This is a genomic window from Kordia algicida OT-1, assembly GCF_000154725.1.
Lineage (GTDB): Bacteria > Bacteroidota > Bacteroidia > Flavobacteriales > Flavobacteriaceae > Kordia > Kordia algicida.
Map to the genome: position 1 here is coordinate 2,642,098 of NZ_DS544873.1, position 21,869 is coordinate 2,663,966.

The 21,869-nt window shown below is 33.3% G+C and carries 10 protein-coding genes; 1 reads left to right on the forward strand and 9 read right to left on the reverse strand.

The window, feature by feature from the left end:
- Nucleotides 1–7 precede the first annotated feature (7 nt).
- The 3 genes from KAOT1_RS11125 to KAOT1_RS11135 all read right to left on the reverse strand — a co-directional run bounded on the left by KAOT1_RS11125 (nucleotide 8) and on the right by KAOT1_RS11135 (nucleotide 4,022).
- Complete coding sequence (locus KAOT1_RS11125; RefSeq protein ID WP_238528699.1) at nucleotides 8–2,149, reverse strand: TonB-dependent receptor plug domain-containing protein; 2,142 nt, start codon at nucleotides 2,147–2,149, stop codon at nucleotides 8–10.
- Between the two features lie 157 nt (nucleotides 2,150–2,306).
- Nucleotides 2,307–3,203 carry a FecR family protein gene (locus KAOT1_RS11130; RefSeq protein ID WP_007094910.1) on the reverse strand — a complete coding sequence of 299 codons (897 nt, stop codon included), beginning with the start codon at nucleotides 3,201–3,203 and terminating at the stop codon, nucleotides 2,307–2,309.
- A gap of 303 nt (nucleotides 3,204–3,506) precedes the next feature.
- The gene (locus tag KAOT1_RS11135) at nucleotides 3,507–4,022 is read right to left on the reverse strand and encodes an RNA polymerase sigma factor (protein WP_007094911.1); all 516 of its coding nucleotides are present in this window, start codon (nucleotides 4,020–4,022) and stop codon (nucleotides 3,507–3,509) included.
- Between the two features lie 146 nt (nucleotides 4,023–4,168).
- Here KAOT1_RS11135 and KAOT1_RS11140 point away from each other — a divergent pair, with 146 nt between their 5' ends.
- Complete coding sequence (locus KAOT1_RS11140; protein WP_007094912.1) at nucleotides 4,169–6,160, forward strand: LamG domain-containing protein; 1,992 nt, start codon at nucleotides 4,169–4,171, stop codon at nucleotides 6,158–6,160.
- A gap of 194 nt (nucleotides 6,161–6,354) precedes the next feature.
- Here the strand turns inward: KAOT1_RS11140 and KAOT1_RS11145 are convergent, their stop codons facing one another.
- The 6 genes from KAOT1_RS11145 to KAOT1_RS11175 form a co-directional block, all read right to left on the reverse strand.
- Nucleotides 6,355–7,020 (reverse strand): hypothetical protein, encoded by a 666-nt coding sequence (locus tag KAOT1_RS11145; RefSeq protein WP_007094913.1) that lies wholly within the window; start codon nucleotides 7,018–7,020, stop codon nucleotides 6,355–6,357.
- Between the two features lie 728 nt (nucleotides 7,021–7,748).
- Nucleotides 7,749–10,526, reverse strand: coding sequence for a T9SS type A sorting domain-containing protein (locus KAOT1_RS11155; RefSeq protein ID WP_007094915.1), 2,778 nt, complete (start codon nucleotides 10,524–10,526; stop codon nucleotides 7,749–7,751).
- A gap of 103 nt (nucleotides 10,527–10,629) precedes the next feature.
- Entirely contained in the window at nucleotides 10,630–11,382 is a 753-nt protein-coding gene (locus KAOT1_RS11160) for a LytR/AlgR family response regulator transcription factor (RefSeq protein ID WP_007094916.1), read from the reverse strand.
- Between the two features lies 1 nt (nucleotide 11,383).
- On the reverse strand, nucleotides 11,384–14,272 hold the full coding sequence (locus KAOT1_RS11165) for a sensor histidine kinase (protein WP_007094917.1): 2,889 nt from the start codon (nucleotides 14,270–14,272) through the stop codon (nucleotides 11,384–11,386).
- Nucleotides 14,273–14,518: 246 nt separating this feature from the next.
- Entirely contained in the window at nucleotides 14,519–16,774 is a 2,256-nt protein-coding gene (gene tamL / locus KAOT1_RS11170; protein WP_007094918.1) for a translocation and assembly module lipoprotein TamL, read from the reverse strand.
- Entirely contained in the window at nucleotides 16,771–21,783 is a 5,013-nt protein-coding gene (locus KAOT1_RS11175; protein ID WP_007094919.1) for a translocation/assembly module TamB domain-containing protein, read from the reverse strand. The genes tamL and KAOT1_RS11175 overlap by 4 nt, the downstream gene beginning before the upstream one ends.
- Nucleotides 21,784–21,869: the final 86 nt, after the last annotated feature.

Genomic DNA, 21,869 nt, shown 5'->3' on the forward strand with positions numbered 1-21,869 from the left:
AGCAAATTTAAAAATCAACACGAAAACTCAAATTCGGAGTAATGCCCAACGCACGATTCTGAATTTGTGAAACTACTTGATTATCTAAATTGTAATATTCATTCAACACATTCTGCTGATCGAAAATATTCCAAACTGACAAACCGATTTTAGCATAAATTTTCTTTTTTTTAGACAATGTCAAACGATAAGTTGTAGAAAAATCTGTTCGAAAATAATCTTCTAGATTTTCAGCATTGGGCGAATTGTAATTAATTTCTCCATTTACTACAGAAGGATCGCCAACCGAAGTTGTGGGTCTTCCTGTGCGGAAATATGTTCCCAAAGAAAACTCAAAATCATTCCATGAATAGGTTCCGCCAAGTGTCAAATTGTGCGTAATATCTAAATTATTTGGAAACTGTTCGCCATTATTTAATGAAGTAAATTCGTAATCATTTTTACTCAAAGAATAACTCAGCCACGTATTAAAATCGTGCCATTTTTTATTGAATAACACATCAATTCCGTGTGTTGTATAACTTCCCACAGCATTTACAAACTGAAACTGATTCTGAAAACCTTGACTTCGCGTCGTAATTCCATCTACATCTTTTACATAAGCTTCTGCGGTAATCAACAAGTTATTTTTGTTGTATTGTACGCCAACGGAAGCTTGTTTGCTTTCAATTAGTGGAACAGAAGTTCCGTTTGCCAACGTCCAACGACGTTTTTCTATTCCTAAAAAATCATTCTGTAAATCAATTACCTGAGAAATTGCCTGACTTTTATATTCGCCCAAAACGAGCAAACTAAAATGATTGGAAAATTGTTGTCTAAAATTCAAACGCGGTTCAAAACGAAAAGTATCAATCTTACCGTAACGATTTCCGCGAATTCCAAACGTCAACATCGTACGGTAACTATCTGAAAAATAATGAACTTCTGAATATACGGCATGATTTCGCATCACTTCTTTTCGGTCGCTACGAAATTGCGGATTGCTTACATCTTGAATATTCGTAATGCCAATTTCTGAAAATTGATAACCACTTTCGATCGTAAAATTTTCATTGATGCGATATTTTGTATGCAGTTTAATAGCACTGTCTGCCAAATCATTTTCCTGAAATAACCGTTGATTGTCCGTAATATTAAAATTGGTTGCTTCCAGATTGTAATTGGAAGTATAAAATTGTAGTTGTGTTGAAAACGCAGGCGACCACTCACGAGTATACGTCAATCCTGTCGCAAAATTTCGTTGCGTAATTCCACTATTTACAGCTTGCCGCTGATTGTTTAAAGTAGCTTCTTCCGTATAACTCAAATCATTAAAAATATTCAAAAAACTAAACTGTAAATTGTCTGTTTTAGAAATATCATAAATGAATTTTGTGCTCATGTCATAGAAATAAAAATCTCTATTAGTTGTCGTTGTATTGTTGGTTGCTTGATTGTTATTTGTAATATCTGAATCTTGAAAAATTCGATCAAAATAAATTGCGTATGTTGGTGTTTCTACCAAATCAGTAATGGAACGTCGCGCCGAAACTTGTACTTCCATTTTTTTGTTTAATTGTACTTTGGCAAAACCATCAATGTGAATCAAATTCATTCCAGCACCAGCAATCAAAGAATCGTTTGGATGTGCATCGAGTTCCATCTGAATCATTCCAGAAACGCCATCGCCATGTTGCGCACTTGTACCGTTTTTGGTCACGGTCACTTTCTTTAAAAAATATGGATTAAACGCAGAAATCAATCCAAAAAAATGTCCCGATTGATACATTTTAATATTGTCCCACAATAAAATATTCTGATCGTTTGTGCCACCGCGAATGTTTATGTTAGAAACGGTTTCATTAATACTAGAAATTCCCGGTAATGCTTGAATGGTAAGTAAAACATCAGGTTCGGTAACGCCGGGTAAAATGCTGAAATTTTTAGGTTTTATGGTAATTTGTCCAGTTCTGTTGGTAGAAATTCCAGAAGCAATATATTCGGTCAAATATACTTCATCTAATTCCTGAATTTGATCTTTAAAAACAGTAATGGCAATATAACGTCCGTTGATAATCGTAAACCGAAGATTGGTTTCCGATTCAAATCCGTCAAGTAAATTTTCTAAAGAAGTGTTTTCTGTTGGAGGCGTGACTAAAATTGCGTCCAATGTATTATCAACATACGAAAAAACGACATCAAACTGCTTTTGAATTTTTGGTACTAATTTAGACAGTAAAATTTTATCCTCTTGATTTCCTTGTGCGATAACACACTGAAAATTAAGAAAAAAGAAAAAAAAAGTGAAAAAAGTGAGTACGCGTTTTTTAGTCACGTTTTAGAATAATCGAGTTTTGTTTCTTTTGATACTTCAATTGTGATGGTAAAGTAATCGATTGCAATGCCATATCCATATCTGTATGCGTAAAACTTCCAGTAAAAATCATGGAAGTATCTACATTTTTGGCGTCAACCGTTACATTATACTGTCGTTCAAATTCTTGAATAACTTCTTGTAAAGGTAAACTTTTAAAAGAACTTTCATTACGAATCCATGAAGGTTCTTTTAGGTTTTCTTTTTCATTGCGGAATTCTTTCCCATTCAGTATCAAATAGCGTTCTCCAGGCTTCAATACAAGAGTTGTATTGTTGTGCGATACTTGCACGGCGCCTTCATAGCAAAATACTTCAAACAAATTGTCACGTTGTTTTACATTAAATTGTGTTCCTAAAACAGTGACAATTCCATCGTCTGTTAGTACGCTAAAGGTGTTTCCTTTTTCGACTTTAAAATACGCTTCACCATCTAAAGTTACTTCGCGTTTCTCTTTCCAAGAATCTTCATCAAATGACAAACTCGATACAGCATTTAATGTAACTGCAGAAGTGTCTGGTAATTCAACTAATTTTTTATTTGCGGCAACAGTTTCGAAAGTTGTTAGTGTTGGTAGTGTTGCGTACATATATGTTCCCAATCCAATTACCAAAATTGCAGCAATTCGTAATAATGGTTTGAACCACGAAGTAGGTTTAGAGGTGTTTTTTGCAGTAGTTTTTACAGTATTATACGCTGCTTCAACATCAACCTCAGGCGCTTTAAAATACTGTAAGGCATTGTTCATTTTTGTCAATTCCTCATAATCGTCAAGCTGTTTAAAAGCTTCCAATTCCTGTGGAGTCAACGCATGATCTAGCCATTTTTGTATTAATTCTTCTCGTTTCATAATCGTTACTTATCTATATAACAACTTATTGTCTAAAATTCCCCTATGGAATTGTACATGTTGAATTTTGAATTATTTTTCAATCAAAAATCGTAAATCATAAATCCAATCGTCGCTTCGAGTAAAATTTTAGTATAAAATTTTGTATCGAGAAGTACTTTAATACGTTTAGTTTCTAAGTAGATCTCGATACAAAAAATGTTATCACATTTTCCACTCGATCAGACGTTTAGTGAATTACAAATGTTGAATTTTGAATGCTAAACTTTGAATTATTTTCAATCAAAAATCAACAATCGTAAATCAAAGCTCCTCAATATCCTGTCGCAATTTGCTCAACGCTCTATAAATACGTTTTTCAACAGCTTTGGTCGAAATGTCTAAAATTGCAGCAATTTCCTTATGTTTTTTTCCTTCCACACGATTCATCAAAAAAGCAGTCCGTTCCGATTCTGTCAAATTTGCAATAGCACGTTGTAATTTTTGTAAATATTCTTGCTCTTGCATTAAAAATTCTGGATTCTCGTTGGTGTGTGATCTCGGTTTTATCTTCTGATGTTGCAATACAACTTTATGATGTTTTACTTCATTTAGCATCATATTATTCCCAATTGTAAACACATAACTTTTGGCTTTTCCAGGAGTTACTTTGTTACAATTTTGCCATAATTTTGTAAAAGCTTCCTGTGCCTTATCTTCAGGATTCAAATAATCACCAAACTTATAGTACAAATACGAATACAAGCTTTGGTAATGTTTTTTAAAAAAAGCAGAAAACATTCCTTCGTTACAAATATTATCTTGCAAAGGTTTTGGCATTGGAGTTTATTAAATAGTGGGCTAAATGTAAACATAAATTTTTTATAAATAAAGGTGGGAATTTTACCGTTTAAGTTGTTTTACTAATAGCATACTAAAAAGATAGAGTATCTAAATCTACAAAGTTTATGAATAAAATTGTCTTAATGAAACCTTTAAAAATATTGTTTTTGCTTTTAGTGATGACACTTTTTTTCTATGCTTGTCAGGAAGAAAATACCGATGTTTCTTCGCCAGATACTACTGAAACTTTAGTAAATAATGCCACGTTACCACGATTGATGGAACGTATTACTTTATTAGACGGATCAATAGATAACATGATTGACAATGCGAATTGTTTTACGGTCAATTTGCCCGTTACGGTTTCTATAAACGGAACAACAGTTGAAGTAAATAGTACAAATGATTATGCGACAATTGTAGGATTGCTAAATCAGTCAAACGATACTGCGGTTTCAATTTCATATCCAATTACCATTACTTTGAGTGATTATTCAGAAATTATCATAGAAAACGAGGAAGTACTTATTTCGCAAATTTCAAACTGTTCAGGACCAAATCAGCCAGACATCGACATTGAATGTATTGATTTTCAATATCCGTTTAGCATTGCGGTTTTTGATGTAAATTTTGAAGTGATTGAAACACAAAATATCACAGATGACGAATCGTTGTTTTATTTCTTGGAAACGCTTTCAAGCGGTGTTGTAGCAAGTATCAACTATCCGATAAGTTTGGTAAATGCTGATGGAACTGTAATTGCTGTCACTAGCAATGCGGAGTTGGAAGCGGCGATCGCTGCGGCGGAAAATACTTGTGATGAAGATGATGACAACAATTATAACGATGCCGATTGTACAGCAACACAAGTCACAGAGAGTTTGACAGATTGTTTTTGGCGAATTACAAACTTTGCAGGAAATACGCAATTGGAATATGAGTTCTATTTCAATCAAGATGGTTCGTTTACGTTTTCTTCAGAACCTACAAGTAGTATTGTGCACGAAGGAAACTGGGAAGTAACAACTTCCGATGGGAATTTAGTGTTAGTCGTGACGAATGTTTCCAATGAAATTACAGCTTTTAATAATTCGTGGATTATTGATGAATGTACCGAAGATGAATTACAATTACACGCTGGAAGTCAAGAAATTACTTTGACGAAATCTTGTGTAAACAATACACCTTTTGAGTGTTTTGAAAATATACAAACTACTATTTGTGATGAAGAAAATCCTTTTGATGGTTTTGTAGAAATGAACTTAGTGGAATTATTCATTGAAAACATAAGCTGTACACAAGAATACAACTACTCTTTTCATACTACGCAAGCCGATGCAGACGCAAATATATTTGCTTTAATTCCGAATGCTTACACGAATACTGCTTCACAAGAAACATTGTATTTACGTATTGAAGATTTGGCAGGCGAATATCAGGTATTTTCCATTACAATTTCGGTAGAAGATTGCTGTACAAACAATACAGTTCTCACAAATGATATGATTTTGTACATGCCATTTGCCAATCAAACAAAAGATTTAATAAGCAATTGGGAAGCTTCTGGAAACTACAATTATGTTTCCGATAGAGCAGGAAATCAAAGTTGTGCCATTGCTTTTGACGGAACAGAAACGATAGAAATTCCGATTACAAACTCCAATCAAATTGTACAAGGTGACGCTTTTTCGGTAAGTCTTTGGTTTAAAATGCAAAATACAAATCCTTCCAATTATGAAATTCTATTTCAAAAAGGAAGTGCCGTTAGTGAAGGTTTTCAAATCAGTGTGTTCGATTTAAATACGCCTGTATTTAGTGATGCAGATTCTGGTTACGGCTTATGGGACGATCCTTGGAATATGGACGCCAATTTACCAACAGATACCACCAATTGGCATCATTTGGTAGTTGCGGTTGATGAAAATAATACAGTGCGTTTATACCGTGATGGTGTGCAGCGTAACGAAGATATAAATGCCAATATTGATATTGGAAGTACATCATTAACGAATTACATTCTTGGAAATGGTTTTCAAGGACATTTAGATGATTTGCGTGTGTACAAAACGGCATTGAATCCAAACGAAGTAACAACCTTATTCAATTTGGAAGCAGATTGTAATAATTGTTTATAAGAAATAAAAATTAAGTGTTTATTTAAGTTAGTTTAGTGACTTAGTTAAAAGCTGTCTTTTGTTGAATTAGGGCAGCTTTTTTTTAGTAAAACTCAACTTTGAAAAGTCTGAAAGACGCATTAAAAATTGTTAGTTGAACTAATCTCGTTGCAGAACGGAATCTGCTGAAATGGTAAATTATTTTATCTTAACATTTATCCAGAAACTTTTTCCAATAATTCTTTTGCTTCTTGTACAGCGATAATTTTTTGATCAATTTCTTCCATAAGATTGTCTTCTGCTTTAGAATCTATCTTTTTTCGTTTGGAACCTGCTTTTGCCATTTCCTGTTTGTAAGCTTCAAGTGTGGTAAGCTCTACGTTGTCTCGTTGTAATGCTTCGGCAACTCGTATATTAAAGCGTCCAATTTCAGGAGTCATTTTGATAAACGTAGGCGAAAAGAATTTCTCTTTTACAACTTCCCAGTACGCTTCTGGATCGGTTTCTCTATCTGGAAACTCAATCTTTTCAGAACGTAAATTATTCAAACGCTTCTTTTCTACATAATACATGAACCCTAATAACAAGCCAACGAACCCAATAAATATTCCGAAAGTCACGCCAATTCCTGTCCATCCATATCTTCCATAAGTCACAATAAATGGCAACGGAATGCTTAACAACCACATTGGTATAAAAAACAGACGTCCTACAGTTCCTGAAGCTTTTCCGATGAAGGAAGCGACAAGAATCATCCAACTGATGCAGATGATTAGTATATCATCGTTCATTCCTCCAAAATAATAAATACCTAAAAACGGAAGTGACAATAAAGCAGAAAGTAATGCAATAAGAATGGCATCTAAGTTGAAAATAATCATGGGAATACAGTTTTTATTTCCTAAATGTAATAGATAATTTTATGGCATGCAATGCTTTTACTTTATTAAGTTCATAAAATTTCGGCTTTACTTCAAGAATATCTCAGCTTCTTTCTGTGTAACGTGTTTGTTATATATACCTGCGTTAAGGATAGTTGAAAGTTACCATGTAACGCGGATAGCCATACCTATTGACTTTTTGAGTTAAATATGCAAAAATGGCTTCAATCTCAGTATTCACCTGTATTTTTCTTATTTTGACAAATACAAGTTTTATGTATAAGCTTAGTGATATTTTACAAAACGAATACGTTATCGAATACAGTTTGAAAGGAAAAGATTATTCAGAATCGAAAATTTATGATGCACTAAGAGATTTAAACAAATGTTTGTACGTTAAACGAACAAGGTAAATAGACAGCCATCTATTTACAAAGATGAAAATCGTTTTAAAACTAAAGCTGACTGTCTAAAAAGTACAGATTTCGTCAAACCGAACTTGATTCGCTTCTTTATAACACTTAAAAATCAGCATATTGAGATTATGAATTAAGCTCAGGATGGCGTCTTTGAAGACTTTTAAGACAGTCTCTTTAATTATTTTTTTCTATAAAAATTAACGGTTTTTTTGAACAGATCAATACTAAGTAAGATTTAAATACAAAATATTATAAAACATCAAGAATTGAATCATGTTTAATTCTTGATGTTTTAATTGGACGATAAACTTACTTTTTTAAGACTTTTATACTAGTATTTCCTTTTGTTGTTTCTATGTTTAAAATATATAATCCGGCAGGAAAGCTAGCAATAGCAACCTGATTTATATTTTGTGTTTGTAAAACAACCTGTCCTATAGTGTTTAGTACTTTAATATTTGTAATATTTTCGTCCGTTTTTAAATATATTGAACCAGTAGTTGGGTTTGGATATGCTATAACAGAAACTGTAGCAGCTTCTAGCTCGTTGACATTTAATGGTGTTGAGTTGAATTCATACGCTCCAAGATCTACAGTAGTGTTGGCAAAGCGAGCGTTTCCTGATATATCTATATTTCCAAATAAATTTGCGTCATAAAAGGAATTTGTTCCCTGATCAATTACTGCTGTAGAAGCACTTGTAGGCTTGTAGTTTGTATCCAAATTAGGATTTGCTACGCTGATATTAAAACCGTCAGCATCAACATTCGCAGTGTATGGATATATACTCGGCATTACGCAATTATCAATATTCAAATCTCCAAAATTTCCTTCAGTTGTTTTCGAATTGTCAAAAACAATATCACTTACCGAAGACGTATTGTACAAGTTATTATGGAAGATAGAGTTATGAACGTTTACAATATTATTTAAAGAACCTGTTGCACTAATGTTAATAAGTTGCTTTAAAGTTGTAGAAGGAAAAAAGTTTATATTATCTACAAAAGTTGAATTGACAATTGTACTGTTCATTGTTGATGTGCCTGTTCTTCTAAACCAAATCGCACCGAAGTCTGAAGGGCACTGATTTCCAACAAATTCAAAGTTGACAAAGTTTGCTGTAATATTGTTTGAGTTTGACGATTGCATCAATAAAATTCCTGTATTTCCATTAGTAGCATTATTTTTTACAGAAACATTGATAAAGTTTATGGTTCCATTAAAGTTTCTGTAATCCATTACCAAACCACTAGAATAATGTTCTTGAATGATGGTGTTTTTCAAGGTAAAGTTGTTCGTGGTGTTTGATTGAAAATCGATGGCAGGGTTTTTACTGCCTGAATGTCCATTTTGAATAATGAAACCATCTATAGTTACAAAACTTGCGCCTATATATACCAATTGTGCTAAGTTGTCTGTTCTGTTTGTAAATTGATCATCATATATATCGTCACCATTTACATCACCAGAAATAATTGTAGCATTTGTGGTGTGAATTAATGAAAAATCTCTGTCATTTTCATCTGTTTCTGTTCCGTTAAAACCACCAATAAGCTTCACAGAAGCATCTGCAATTGTGTATGCGCCTGTTGTTGGCTTGTATGTGCCTGCTTTTACAAATATTTTTGAGCCAGCACTCACACTTGTAGAGTTTACCGCATCATAAATTGTAGTGTACGCATCTGCCCAACTCGTTCCGTCATTGTTTCCTGTAGCCGAAGCATCTACATAAATAGTTGCTGCCGGAGCTGGTAATGATAAATTAGCAATATTTCCAGGCCCTGTAAACATTGCGGTATTTGCATATTGAATAGCTCCTAAGCCAATAATGGTTCCGCTAGAATAAAATCGTGCATTTTGATAACAGTCTGTAAATGGTAGTTCATTGGTATTGTAGGCACTACCACTTGCGGTTCCTGTTTGTCTGTACGCTGGTAGTGGTGCAAAATTTCCTGTAGAAATATCTTCAAAAGGACTTTCATTTAATGCAATTGAATTTGGCACCGTATACGTTGGAGCGAAATCGAGCGCATTTGTGCTTCCAAAATCAATACTTGCGGTGCTAGCTGTAGCAGTTCCTACAAATTCGTTGGTTCCTGTGTTGTTGTAATAAATATTGTTATACCACCAACCATCAACAGTACCCGAAGTACGTTCTAAACGAATACAACTTGCTAATGAAGCTGCAACTCCTGTTCCTTCTTGATTTAATGAAAGTGTGTTATTGGAAAACCTAACCGTTAATCCTTGTGCGCCATTTGAAATAAAACGTGCAACACTTCCAGAATATCCAGCATCTGTTACTTTGTTAGCAATGAATAAATTGTTGACAATATAAATTTCTGTGAATTGACTAAAGTTTCGGTATTCAAATGCATATCCTACTTGCGAAACGTTTTCATCCATGATACTATTTAGTAAGTAAAAATTCTTTGTCGGATTTGTAGAAGTTCCCGAATTATCTAAGGAACGCATGTCTAATGCAGGACGAGAAGCTGCATAGTTTCTTGAAAAACGACAATTTTGAATGGTGATCTTCTTTTGTGTATATCCTGTTTGTGGATGTGGAAAACTGTGAAAAGCACTTCCTCCATACGAATGGATTAAGTTGATTCTATCAATTATAATTTCTGCATTTACGTGATCTAGTGTGGTTGCTCCTACAGTAGTAGGTTCAATTTGTAAGATGCGATTTGCGTTATCTGTTTTATTTGCTGATGTTGCGCTAGGAACTTCATTGAGGTCATCACCATTGATGTCACCAGATAAATACACAGGATGTAACCAAGGATCAGTACTTCTGTCTGCTCTTGTAATTTCAGTACCATCAAAGCCTCCATAAATATTCACGCCATATTGATTTAGAAATGGTGTTGATGCGTTTATAGGTTTGTACGTTCCTTCTGCAATCCAGATTTCTGCACCCGCAGTTGTTGTATTGGTCAGTGCGTTGTGTAAAGAGTTGTAGGCATTTGTCCAACTTGTTCCGTCGTTACTTCCTGTAGCATCAATATCTACATAGACAACTGTTTGTGCTTGCGAAACAGTAAATACCAAAAGGAGAAATAATAATAGTATTTTTTTCATAATAATTGTTTTACTTCATTTAATTTGAAAGCAAAACAACTAATGATAGCACTGTTTACAAGTTACATTTTTCTAAATACGTTCAATTTTTTTCTAAATGAATTTACAGGAATGTTTCTTTTACAATAGTAATGAATTGTTCCTTTTTAGATTTGGAAATAGGAATGCGTTTTTGGTTGTTCATCAGTAAAAAATCACCTTCTTCTTTGATGAGTTCATCTACATATTTTAAATTGATTAAATACGATCGGTGACATTTAAAAAACATGGCATTTTCTTTTAATTGTGAGACAAAATGCTTCAATGGTTTACAAATAGTTTTTGTTTTTCCACTTTTGAGTTGCACATTGGTGTACATGCTATCAGCTTCAAAATAAATAATGTCTTCATGAGAAGCAAACATAATTCCTTTAGGAATTTCTAAAGCAATTTTATTAATTGAAATTTGTTGTAAAGAAGTTCTAAGTTTGTCAAATTGCTGAGTTAAGTTACTCGTTTCAATAGCTCCTTGCGCTTTTAATACTGAGTTTTTTAATTCTTGCGTATCAATTGGTTTTAGAAGGTAATCAATTGCAGCAATTTTAAAAGCTTCAATTGCATATTGATTATACGCGGTGACAAAAATGATCTTAAAGTTTATAGGCTCATCAAAATAATCTAAAATGTCTAATCCTGACTGGTTGGGCATTTCAATATCTAAAAAAACTAATTCTGGTTGTTCTTTTTTAATCATGGAAACTCCTAAAGCTAAGTCAGAAGCTTCTAGAATTTGATGTATTTGTGGACAATATTCTGTGATTAATTGCAATAATAAATGTCTTGCGCGTTTTTCATCGTCAATAATTACTGCTTTCATATTATTTAAATTTTAATGGAATGTAAATGATGACTTTTGTTCCTGTAGTTTTACTGTTTTCAATAACATCTTCTACAACTACATTGATGTCATATTTTAAGTTGGTATTATATATATGTACACGTTCTTCGTTGGCTCTTGTTGCAAACGGTTTGTGCGTTTTTTTCTGAGCGGTAATTTCTTTAGCTTTTTCTCGTCCAATGCCATTATCTTCAACTATAATTAAAAGTTTTTCATGTTCTTTTTGTACCAAGATGGTTAAATTTCGTTCTCCTTTTTTATGTAATAAACCATGTTTTAGCGCATTTTCAATATATGGTTGAATGAATAAGGAAGGTACTTTGATTTGCTGTGTGTTGAGATTTTTTTCAACATTAATTTTGTAATTCAATTCATCTTCAAAGCGCACTTTTTCGAGTTGCAAATATAATGCAAGTGCCTGTATTTCTTTGGCTAAAGTAATTTCGTTTTGCTGGCTATATTCTAAGTACATTCGAATCAATCGGCTAAACTTCACCAAATACGAACTTGCCAATTCTTTTTCATTAGAAATAATATAATCTTGAATAGAGTTTAACGCATTAAAAATAAAATGCGGATTCATCTGCGAACGGAAATTTTCTAACTGCAAATTTGCAATTTTCTTTTCCATAAGAATCTTCTGAACAGCGCTATTTCGCTTTCGTTCTTTTTTTCTAAATTTTTGTAAAAAGTAAAACGAAATTATGCCAATACATATTATACTACAAAGTACATAAAACCAAAATGTTTCCCAAAAAGGTTTTGTAATTGTAAAACTTATAGTGGCAACCTCAGAAAAAGTAGTGCCTGCCATATTCTTGGCTTTTATCTCAAAAGTATAATCGTTACTGGCTAAGTTGTTAAAAGTAACGAAGCTATTTCCTCGTTCAATAGCCTGCCATTCTGTGTCAATTGGCTTCAAGCGATATTGATAGGTCATGTGTTTGTTAGCTTGGTATCCTACTGAGTGAAAATCAAATTTTAGCTTATTTGTATCATACTCAAAAGTATATTGGTCGCAAACCAATGTATCAATATTATTTACGGTTACACCATTGATATGCACTTTGGCAGTACGATATTTTTTAAAGATTAATTGATCATTTTTAGGGAATGTATAAAAGGACTGTGGCGTAGTCAAAACAACATGATCTGAAAGTAATTCAATGTTTTTTATGCTAAAATCTAAACCGTCTTGACCTGTTAAGAAGTGTAATGCATTGGTTGTTGTTTTAAATTTAACCAAACCTTTGTCAATAGCTAACCACAAAGTGTTTTGGTCTGCTTTTATGGTGCTGATTTCCAGATTTGTAAAGTTTTGGGTGTCTTTAATGATTCCATTATCATAAAGTAATACTTTATTATTCTGTGTTAAAATCCAAACATGACTCTTGGTGGCAGTAATTTCACTTACCAAAACAGGTTCGCCATTGTATAAAATAGGTGTGCTATTATCATTTTTATCATATAGGAATAAACCATCTACGAACGCAATAAGTAACTGTTGATTAGGTAATATATATGAAGTTGTGACACGTTTTTCGCGTAAAAGTCGTTGTCGTGTTTTTTCGTAAATGATAGCTTCTTTATAATTTCCGTAGAAAACTCGATTGGCATCTAAAATTTGAATACTTTTTGCTACTGCAAATTTGCGATGTGTATTTTGTATGAACTGATCTTTAAGATCGTATTCGTATGATTGTGCATGACTTGTACTGATTATAAGTTGATCGTTAAAACTATCAAACTGTATCAATTTTATAACGATTTTGGATGGAAGCCTGACTTCATCGATTAGCTTAAAATTGTCATAAAAAAGTAGTGTTCCCTGATTGGTGCCTAAAACAAATCTATCTTTATCCAACGAACAACTTGCCGTTATTTTGGAAGCTTTAGAAGGTAACTCGAATGTTTTGATAGACAAGTTGGGAGAAACCAACACGCCGTTATCAATAGTAGTTAGCCAATAATTAGTATTAAAATCTTTAATGATATTTGTAATCGATTCTTCTTTGAATAAATGATTTTTTAGTAAAAGTTGATCCTCAATAAGTTCATATACAAACACACCAGAAACAGTACAAAACCATATCTTTTTGTCAATGGTAAGCACGTTATATATTGTAGTTTTAAGTAATTCTGTTGGCGTTTTGATAGATATTAATTGCTCATTCTTAACATCAAATAAATTTAAAACATAGTTCAGTTCATTTTTGTAGATTAACAAAAGCTGTTTTGTATTAACTTTAAATATTTTAGGTGTTTCTATAATAGACTTTGAAGTGATTTCTGCTACTGTCCGCTCTTTAGTTCCTTCAATAGTTTGCAAAGCTGGGATTTGGTGAATTGGAAAAAAGTAAAAGTTATCTTGAAACTGACAACTTGTAATTACAGGATTCGATGTTAATTGTTGTATTTCTTTCGTAACTTTAGAAATTTTAAAGACGCCCGCACTGGTAAAAATAATAATATGGTCTTTAGAAACTTCAAAAGTTGCTAGCTGTCCATCGGTAATATGATTTAAATCTAAAAAAACTTCAAGTTTGTCATTTTTCACATAGAACAACTGACCGTATAAATTGTTGCACCATATTGTACCCGTATGATCTTCTTTTAGTCCAAAAACAGCTTTTCCTTTCTGAGAAGGATTTGTGAACTTTGTATAATTGTAGCCATCATAACGTAGCAAACCTCTATTAGCTGCAAGCCATATATAATTATTACTATCTTCTAAAATATCATAAAATTCATTATAGGGTAAGTTTGTAATGTCTGATAAATTATTTGCCACAGGATGTTGTGAAGAAACAATTTGTGTGTATATCAGAATTAATAAGAATACGAAAGTATGTTTGACAGTGCGAAACATATAAAAAATTAAAAGAACAAACTTATCATTTTCTTAGGATTAACAGCTTCTTTTTTTCTGTAACTCAAGTATTTTTTTCTAAAAAAAGAAGTGAACAAAAAAAGTGATTGCAAATAATGCCATTATAAAATGGCTATAAAAAATGTAGTAATTTCACATTTTTGAAAAGCATTAATAATAAAATAAGAATATACTAACGAATACGTTTTTTTTATAATTTTAAATGCTAAATACTATGAATAATCTTTAAAACGGATAACCGATTGCAAAATTGAAGATTCCGTTGCTGGCATCAAACGTATATTTTGAAATTTCGGTTTGTGTAGGCGAATGTATTGGTGCTGCCCAATCTAGTCGTAATACAAATCCTTGAATATCTACACGCAACCCTACACCAGCTCCTATTGCCAATTCGTTGATAAAGTTTGAGGTAAACTTTCCACCAGGCAATTCTGTGTTTTCATCACGTAGCCAAACATTTCCAGCATCCACAAAAAACGCACCTTTGAAATATGTATATAATGGAAAACGATATTCTACATTGGCTTCTAATTTAATGTCGCCAGAACGATCAAAGAACGAATTGATGTTTGAATTTTCAGGCGAATACGTTCCAGGTCCAATAGAACGTGTTCTGAACGCACGAATACTATACGGACCGCCAGAGAAAAATTGTCGTGAAAACGGTAAAACATCTGAGTTTCCATACGCATATCCCAAACCGCCGTACAATCGGGTAATGAGCGATTGTTGGTTTCCTAAATTGAGGTAAAAACGTGTATCAAAATCTATCTTTGCATATTGAGCAAACTCAACTCCTAAAATTGTTTTTTTACCAGTAGTTTCATCTCTAGAACCAAAAAGACTTAGAGAATTTCCAGCAATATCAACGTTTGTGCTAAAATAAAAAGGATGTACTCTGTTGACATCACCCAATTCGTTATAAGTAAAATTATACGTAAGACCAGAAATTAACTGTTGCTCAAAACTATTTTTTAGAAATTGATTTTCTTCTAAAATTTCTTCAAATGCTGGCGTACTATTTGACAATCGAATATAGTTCGAACTAATCGGATTGATAGAGTGATATACATATGTATTGGCGTGCCATTGGTAACCAAAACTTGTGTTAAAACTACTAAGACTGTACAATTTATTTCGGCTCAAATATTCTATCCCTGCGCTAATTTTTGTTTTCGGGATGTTGTATTCAAATTGTTGATTGATATCCATCGGAAACAATAATCTTGGAAATACCAAATCTGCCGTCAAGCCCAATTGTGTACTATTTAGTCCTGTGGTATTGTTTGATTTTCCACGCAGTTGCGCTTCATATCCAAACTTTCCTGTTATTTTAAGAACTTCTCCGCCTTTAAAGAGATTTCTGTTAGTATAACTCAATGCTAACGTCGGACCTGTAAAACCATTAGATTTTGCATTTCCTTGCAATTCGGCACTCAATGCACGTTTGTTTAAAGGTGACAAATACACGCGCGTGTCTAAATAGCCAATGGAATCGTTGTTGCCAAGTGGTTTTTCCTTAAATTCAACATTTACAAATTTGTACGTACTGATAGATGATAATCGTCTGCTAGTTCCTTTAAACTTCTGAGGATTGTACAATTGTCCTTCTTGAAATTGTATGTACGGACGCAATCGTTTTGGCTTGAAAAAAACGGTGTCTTGCACAAAATTCACACCTGCCAATGTAGTCGTATCTGTATATTTGTAATTGTTTGAAATACTTGTGTTTGGATGTACATTTACTGTGCTTAATTTGTATGGAACCAACGCTTTTTTTGGCGTATTTTTTTTGAGACGTAAGTACAAATCGAAGCGTTTGTTTTTGTATTGATTGGTGTCAATTTCAAAAATTAAAAAATCGGCATTAAAATTATAATATCCAATGGCTTTAAGTTTGGCATCAATGCGTTCGCGTTCAACTTTTAGTTTGGAAAGATTGAAACGCTCTCCTTTTTTTATGAATGCTTCGGGCAAAGTCACTTTGATATCTTTATAAATAGGAAGCGAATCAGTGTCCAATTGATACGTTTCCATTGTGTATGGTTTGGCAAGTTTTATATCGTAGTGAACTTTACTTGTTTTTTCTTCTTCTTTGATTTCTGAAGTTACGGTACTGTAGAAAAACCCTAAATTTTCAAGTCTGTTGATGATAAGTTCTTCCGTTTGATTAACATCTACATCAGATTGATATACAGGCTCTTGCCCTATTCTTTTATTAATAAACTTGTAAAAGAATCCAGCAGAATCTTTAGTTACTTTGTAATGTGCGTATAAGCCTATTTTTGAGGAGTTTGGTTGCGGTCTTAGCACCGCTTGCAGTTCTTGTTCAACGGTACTGTAATCAGAAAGTTCTTCTTTGGCTTCAAGATTAAAAGTTGCACCTTCATACAAAGTTTCATCTTCAGGTATAAAACGTGTTACACTGCATGAGCATACCATAATTCCTAAAAGTAACAGCAAGAAATAGTTTAATTTCATTGTTTAGATTCGTCTTTTGTGGTCTTTTTTTCCTTTTCTTCTTTCGTTGTTTTTTCAACTTCTTCCTTGACTGTTTTCGCAAAAAGTTCTTCAAATTTATTAAATTCTTGATTGAAGATTAATGAAATTCCTGTGAGAATAATTTGTCCATCAATCACATTTTCAAAATCATTTTTACGATAGGCTTTCAAGCGCCATCTGCCATTTTGATCGAATAAGTATTGAATATTTACAGTTCCAACCAAAGGCGTGGTTTGTCCGGCGTTTTGAGAGTTTTCTTGAATATCTAAACCGCTTCCAACTTCCACAATAAGTCGATCATTAAACAAGCGTTTTCGTGCATTGATATCGAGTTGCGTTCTGTCGGTTGGCGAATTTCCTTGATAATCGGTATAACTGCTCAATCCGAAATCCAGTTCAATTCCAGAATTTCCTAAAAGTTTGTTTGAAAAATTGTTCAATTGATTGGAAAGTACATTATTGGCATTGTCACGTGCAATAGAAAGTGAACCTCCTGAACTTCCATCATTTGTCGCAGAAGGGAAAAACTGATTTAATACAAGTAATGAAAACACCTGTTTGTTTAATTCGTCTTCTCGATTGTTGAGTTGTTGTACTTCTGCATATACAGCGCCGCCAAGTTCTCCTTGCGAATCTTTTGGAATGTCTAAGTTGAAAGATATTTCAGGTTGTAAAAGTTGTCCTTCCAAATTAAGATACACCAAAAATGGAAGCTTTTGACGATATTTACTCACAACACTGGCACTTTCGCCTGTAAGCTGATTTGCCATTAAGCCAGAAGCAGCCGTTTCCACTCTATAAATAGCTTTAATATCCATGTCTGCTTCAAACGGATTTCCTCGCCAAATAATGTTGCTCCCTTGTGCAATTTCAAAACGTCTGTTTACCAAGTTATAGAGACTTACCTCGTAGTGTCCGCTATCAACTTCATATTTTCCAGAGAGCGACATGTCGCCATTTTCAGATATTCCAAATTTAAAATCTCCTGCTCCAGATACTTTCAAATTGTCGCCAGTACGTTCGTCCACAATAATATTAAAAACAGCATTTTTAGAAATGCTCAAATCTGCATCAATATCATAACCGCGTAATATGGCTGTAGACGATACATCATTTTGATTGGTTAAAATGTCATCAGGATTTTCTTTGTTGACAAAAATGACAACTCCTTCTTTTTCTACAATGTTTACTTCTTCTTCAGGAATTACGTACGTAAAATCAGAAGTATCATTTATTTCCATACTTCCACGTACTACAGGAAGTTGCAATGTTCCTGTTACGGCAACATCGGCATCCAAATTTACTTTTCCATAAAATAAATCGTGTGCTTCTTTTGTAGAATTGAGTACTTCAATATTTTTGGCTTTCATGGTCAAATCGAACGCAGGATTCATCAAATTTTCTGTTGTAATTTTTCCATCAAGCACAAACGGATTTTTATTTACATCTAGCATTTTAAATTGATTGAAATAAATGCCAGCTTCATCTACTTTAATCGATTCTTGTGGTAGCGCAAAAGCAGCATTGAATGCATTGATGGTCACATTTGCATTATTGAAGTTCAAAGCTCCTAATAAGGAAGGTTTTACAGTAGTTCCTGTGAGTTTAAAATCTCCCGAAATATTTCCAGAAGTTTTTGAGATGTACATACTTGCAAATTGTTCAACAGCTTTTAATTCTAGGTTTTTTAAATCGATATCAAAATCAAGTGGTGCGCCATTTTCATTCGCTACATAATCGCCAATTATGGTTAAGTTTAGGTTTTGTCCTGTAACTGCCAAATTGAGATTGTAGTTGGAAGCATTTCCAGATTTTGCATTTAAATCGAGTGTACCAAAAGGAACTTCCATGACTTGCAAATCGGTAATTTTTGCTTCTGCGATGATTCCGACATCTGTAAACGGATTTTCTAAAATAAATTCTCCGTTGAGTTTTCCAGAAGCCAACAATTTTTCTTGATTGAAGATGCTTGTAATAGTTCTCAATTGAAAATTTTCAAAATTAAGTCCGACATGAGCTACTTTTTCTTTGGCGAGCGAATTGCTAATGGTGATTTGCTGATTGTTTTGACTAAGTTTAAAATCGTTAAAACTCAGTGAATTGGTTGCATACGTAACTTTATTATCAGGAAGAATCGTCCAATTTTTTTTATTAATGATTAAGCCTTCAGGATTGATGTGTACATAAGTACTATCTTGGTTTCGAGTAATTTCTGAAGCGATCTGAATTAGTTTTTCATCACCATCCATCGCTATAAAATCAGTAAATAACACCTGATTTTTTAGATTTCCATTGAGACGTATTTTTTGAACTGCGAGCGCGCCAGTTTTTAGTTCTCCAAGATTAAAATCAAAGTCTAAAGTTTCTTTTTCTGCGTTTAATGAAAAGTCAAGACTGTCTACACTACTGCCATTATAAAGTATTTGTGGCGCATTTGCGATTGCTGTGAGCGAACGGTTTTCTGCATTGAAATCTACCGTGATTGCCATTGGACTTAACGATTCTAGCTTGGGTAAAAACAAATCTTTAAGAATAGAAGCTTGCTTTACCGTGGCTTTAAGTTTCATCGTGGTGTTTGATGTGGTTTCCGCTTCAAGCGTTGTGGTATTTTCTTTAAAATAATTGTCAAACTGCATTTGCAACTCAGCAAATAAGTTTGCAACGCTTGTGTTGGAAACTAATGAAGCATCAATTGGATTACTTGCAATGTCAAAAGTGGTTGTTTTATCGGTCAATTTCCCGTAAAACAGAATATCTCCCAATAAATAAGGTCTATTATTTAACACGGAAAGTCCGTCAGTGATCGTTCCTTTGATTTCCAAATCTTCGGTCGAATTTCCTTTAATATCTGCTTCTAGCGTAAATTTTGCACGAACATCTTCTTTGGCGAGTCCAAGCGTTTGAAAATTAACTCCATTTACGTTTAATACTGTACGAACTTTGGAGGCAATTGTGTCTAATTGAATCGTATTTACCATGTCAACATCTAAGTTCTCGTCTTTAAAACTCAGATTCAGATCGCCATTTCCGTTGGTAATTTTTCCTTCAAGTTGCAAATCTGACAAGTCGTAGTTATTGTACGATAGTTTTTGAAAATCGGTTGTTAGTGTTGCATCTAAAGTATTCAAGCTTGTTCCTTTTCCATTGATTGTGGAGTTAAACGAATACACACCCAATTGCTCGTTTTTCAATAGTTTTCCGAGTGCCAGTTCATTAACCTGAATGTTCCCATTGAAGGCAATTGCTGTCGTATTTTGAAAATTTCCTTTAACGCGAATTGTACCATCCGAAGTTGTTAATAGCGCGTTGGTTTTTAAATTGGTCATACTACCAGCTGCAGTTCCTATTAACTGAAATTCTTCAGGAATATCAATAGTGAGTAGTTCTGGATCAACAAAAGTAAACGCATCTGTTTTATTGGAGATGATATTGAAATTTTTAAAATCGATTGCAGCAGTATTTATGTCAAGTGCGTTTGTAATTTTACCTTCTAATGTAGCTTTTGTATCGCTTCCCCAAGCCAATGACGTATTGGAAATTTCAATAGCATTCAATGTACCGTTTACGGTGAGAGAACCTGTAAGTGGTTTTTTGGAAAATTTAGTAATGTATTCATTCTCTTTGAGTGAAGGCATGAAGAAAAATGCATCTTTCGGATTGACATTCAAATTAGGAATTTTAGCGGATAATCTACTGGAACTCGGATCGTTGACAAATGCGTTGAAATTATTGTAACGAATGGAAACATTACCCACAATTTTATTGTTATTTGTACGAATAGAAAGATTATTTAGCGTTGTGACAGCATTATTCAATGTTAATTGAGTGACCAAATTTTTCAATTGAAAACCACTGCGATCTATAAAAGAAACCTGCTCTAAAGTTGCACTTACATTTTCTGGCTCGTAAGAAACATTCGTTGCTTTTAGATCAAAATTGCGAAACTGAATATTTTCAGGATTGAACACATTGGCAACAGATTTTGTATTTCCCGTTTTTACAGAAACTTGATTGTTTTCAATGCTGATTTGTTTAGCGGTAACTTTCCATTCTGGCCACGGAATTTGAATGGTTTCAGTTGTGGTTATCGTTGTTGGACTTGATTGAACGATCGTTGTGGTTGAATTTTTAAGTGTGACATTTGTCAGATCGATGACTTGTTTTTCCAGATCGAGCGCGGGCATTTGCACTGTAAAATCGTCTAAAAACAAATTCATTTCCAACTTATCAGGAATTGAAGCATAAGAAAAATTTGTTTGTTTTGCTTCAAGATTTTGAATGATGATATACGGTAGTTTGACAGTTTCAGCATCAGGATCATCAACAAAAGCTTTGGTTTGTTTGTACGTAATAGCACCATCGGAAATCACGACATTATTTACATCAAAACGCATTTCTTCAACATCTATGCTATTGGCTTTGGCTTTAAGTGTATTGAGTTTTACAGCACTTTCAATTCCTATTTCTCCATCAGCATACGTAACATCAAGATTTGAAAAATTGAGTTGCCCGAGTTTAATTTTCATCGGACTTCCTGTTGTTTGTTGCGCAGTCGAATCTGCGGCAGCGAAAGCATCTATTAAAAATTCGTAATTAAATTTTGAACTGCTATCTTTTTTGTGAATGTTTGCTTTGAGTCCGTCAGATTCTAAATATTTCAGATGAAATTCTTCTCTTTTTATCAACGGTAAAATCGCAATCGACGCTTCTAAGTTTTTAGAATATACAAGCGTATCTCCGGCTTTGTCTTCCATATACAAACCTTCCATGAGTAAATTTCCAGAAAAAGAAAGGTAAAGTTTGTCAATGCTTACTTTCGTGTTGGTTTTGTCTGAGATATAACTCGTTACTTGATTCACAATAATATCTTGTCCCCAAGAACTTCTTATAAATAAAATAAGCGCAATAAATAGTATAAAAAGAACTAAAATGCTTCTTTTTACAATTTTCCAAAACAAAGATTTTTTCGTTTTTTTCTTCTTTTCCATTTATTGTTTGATGATTTTTCTAGAATAAATCATTGGGTTTTGATGTCAGATTTCATCAAAAGATGAATTAAAATTCAATATTACAA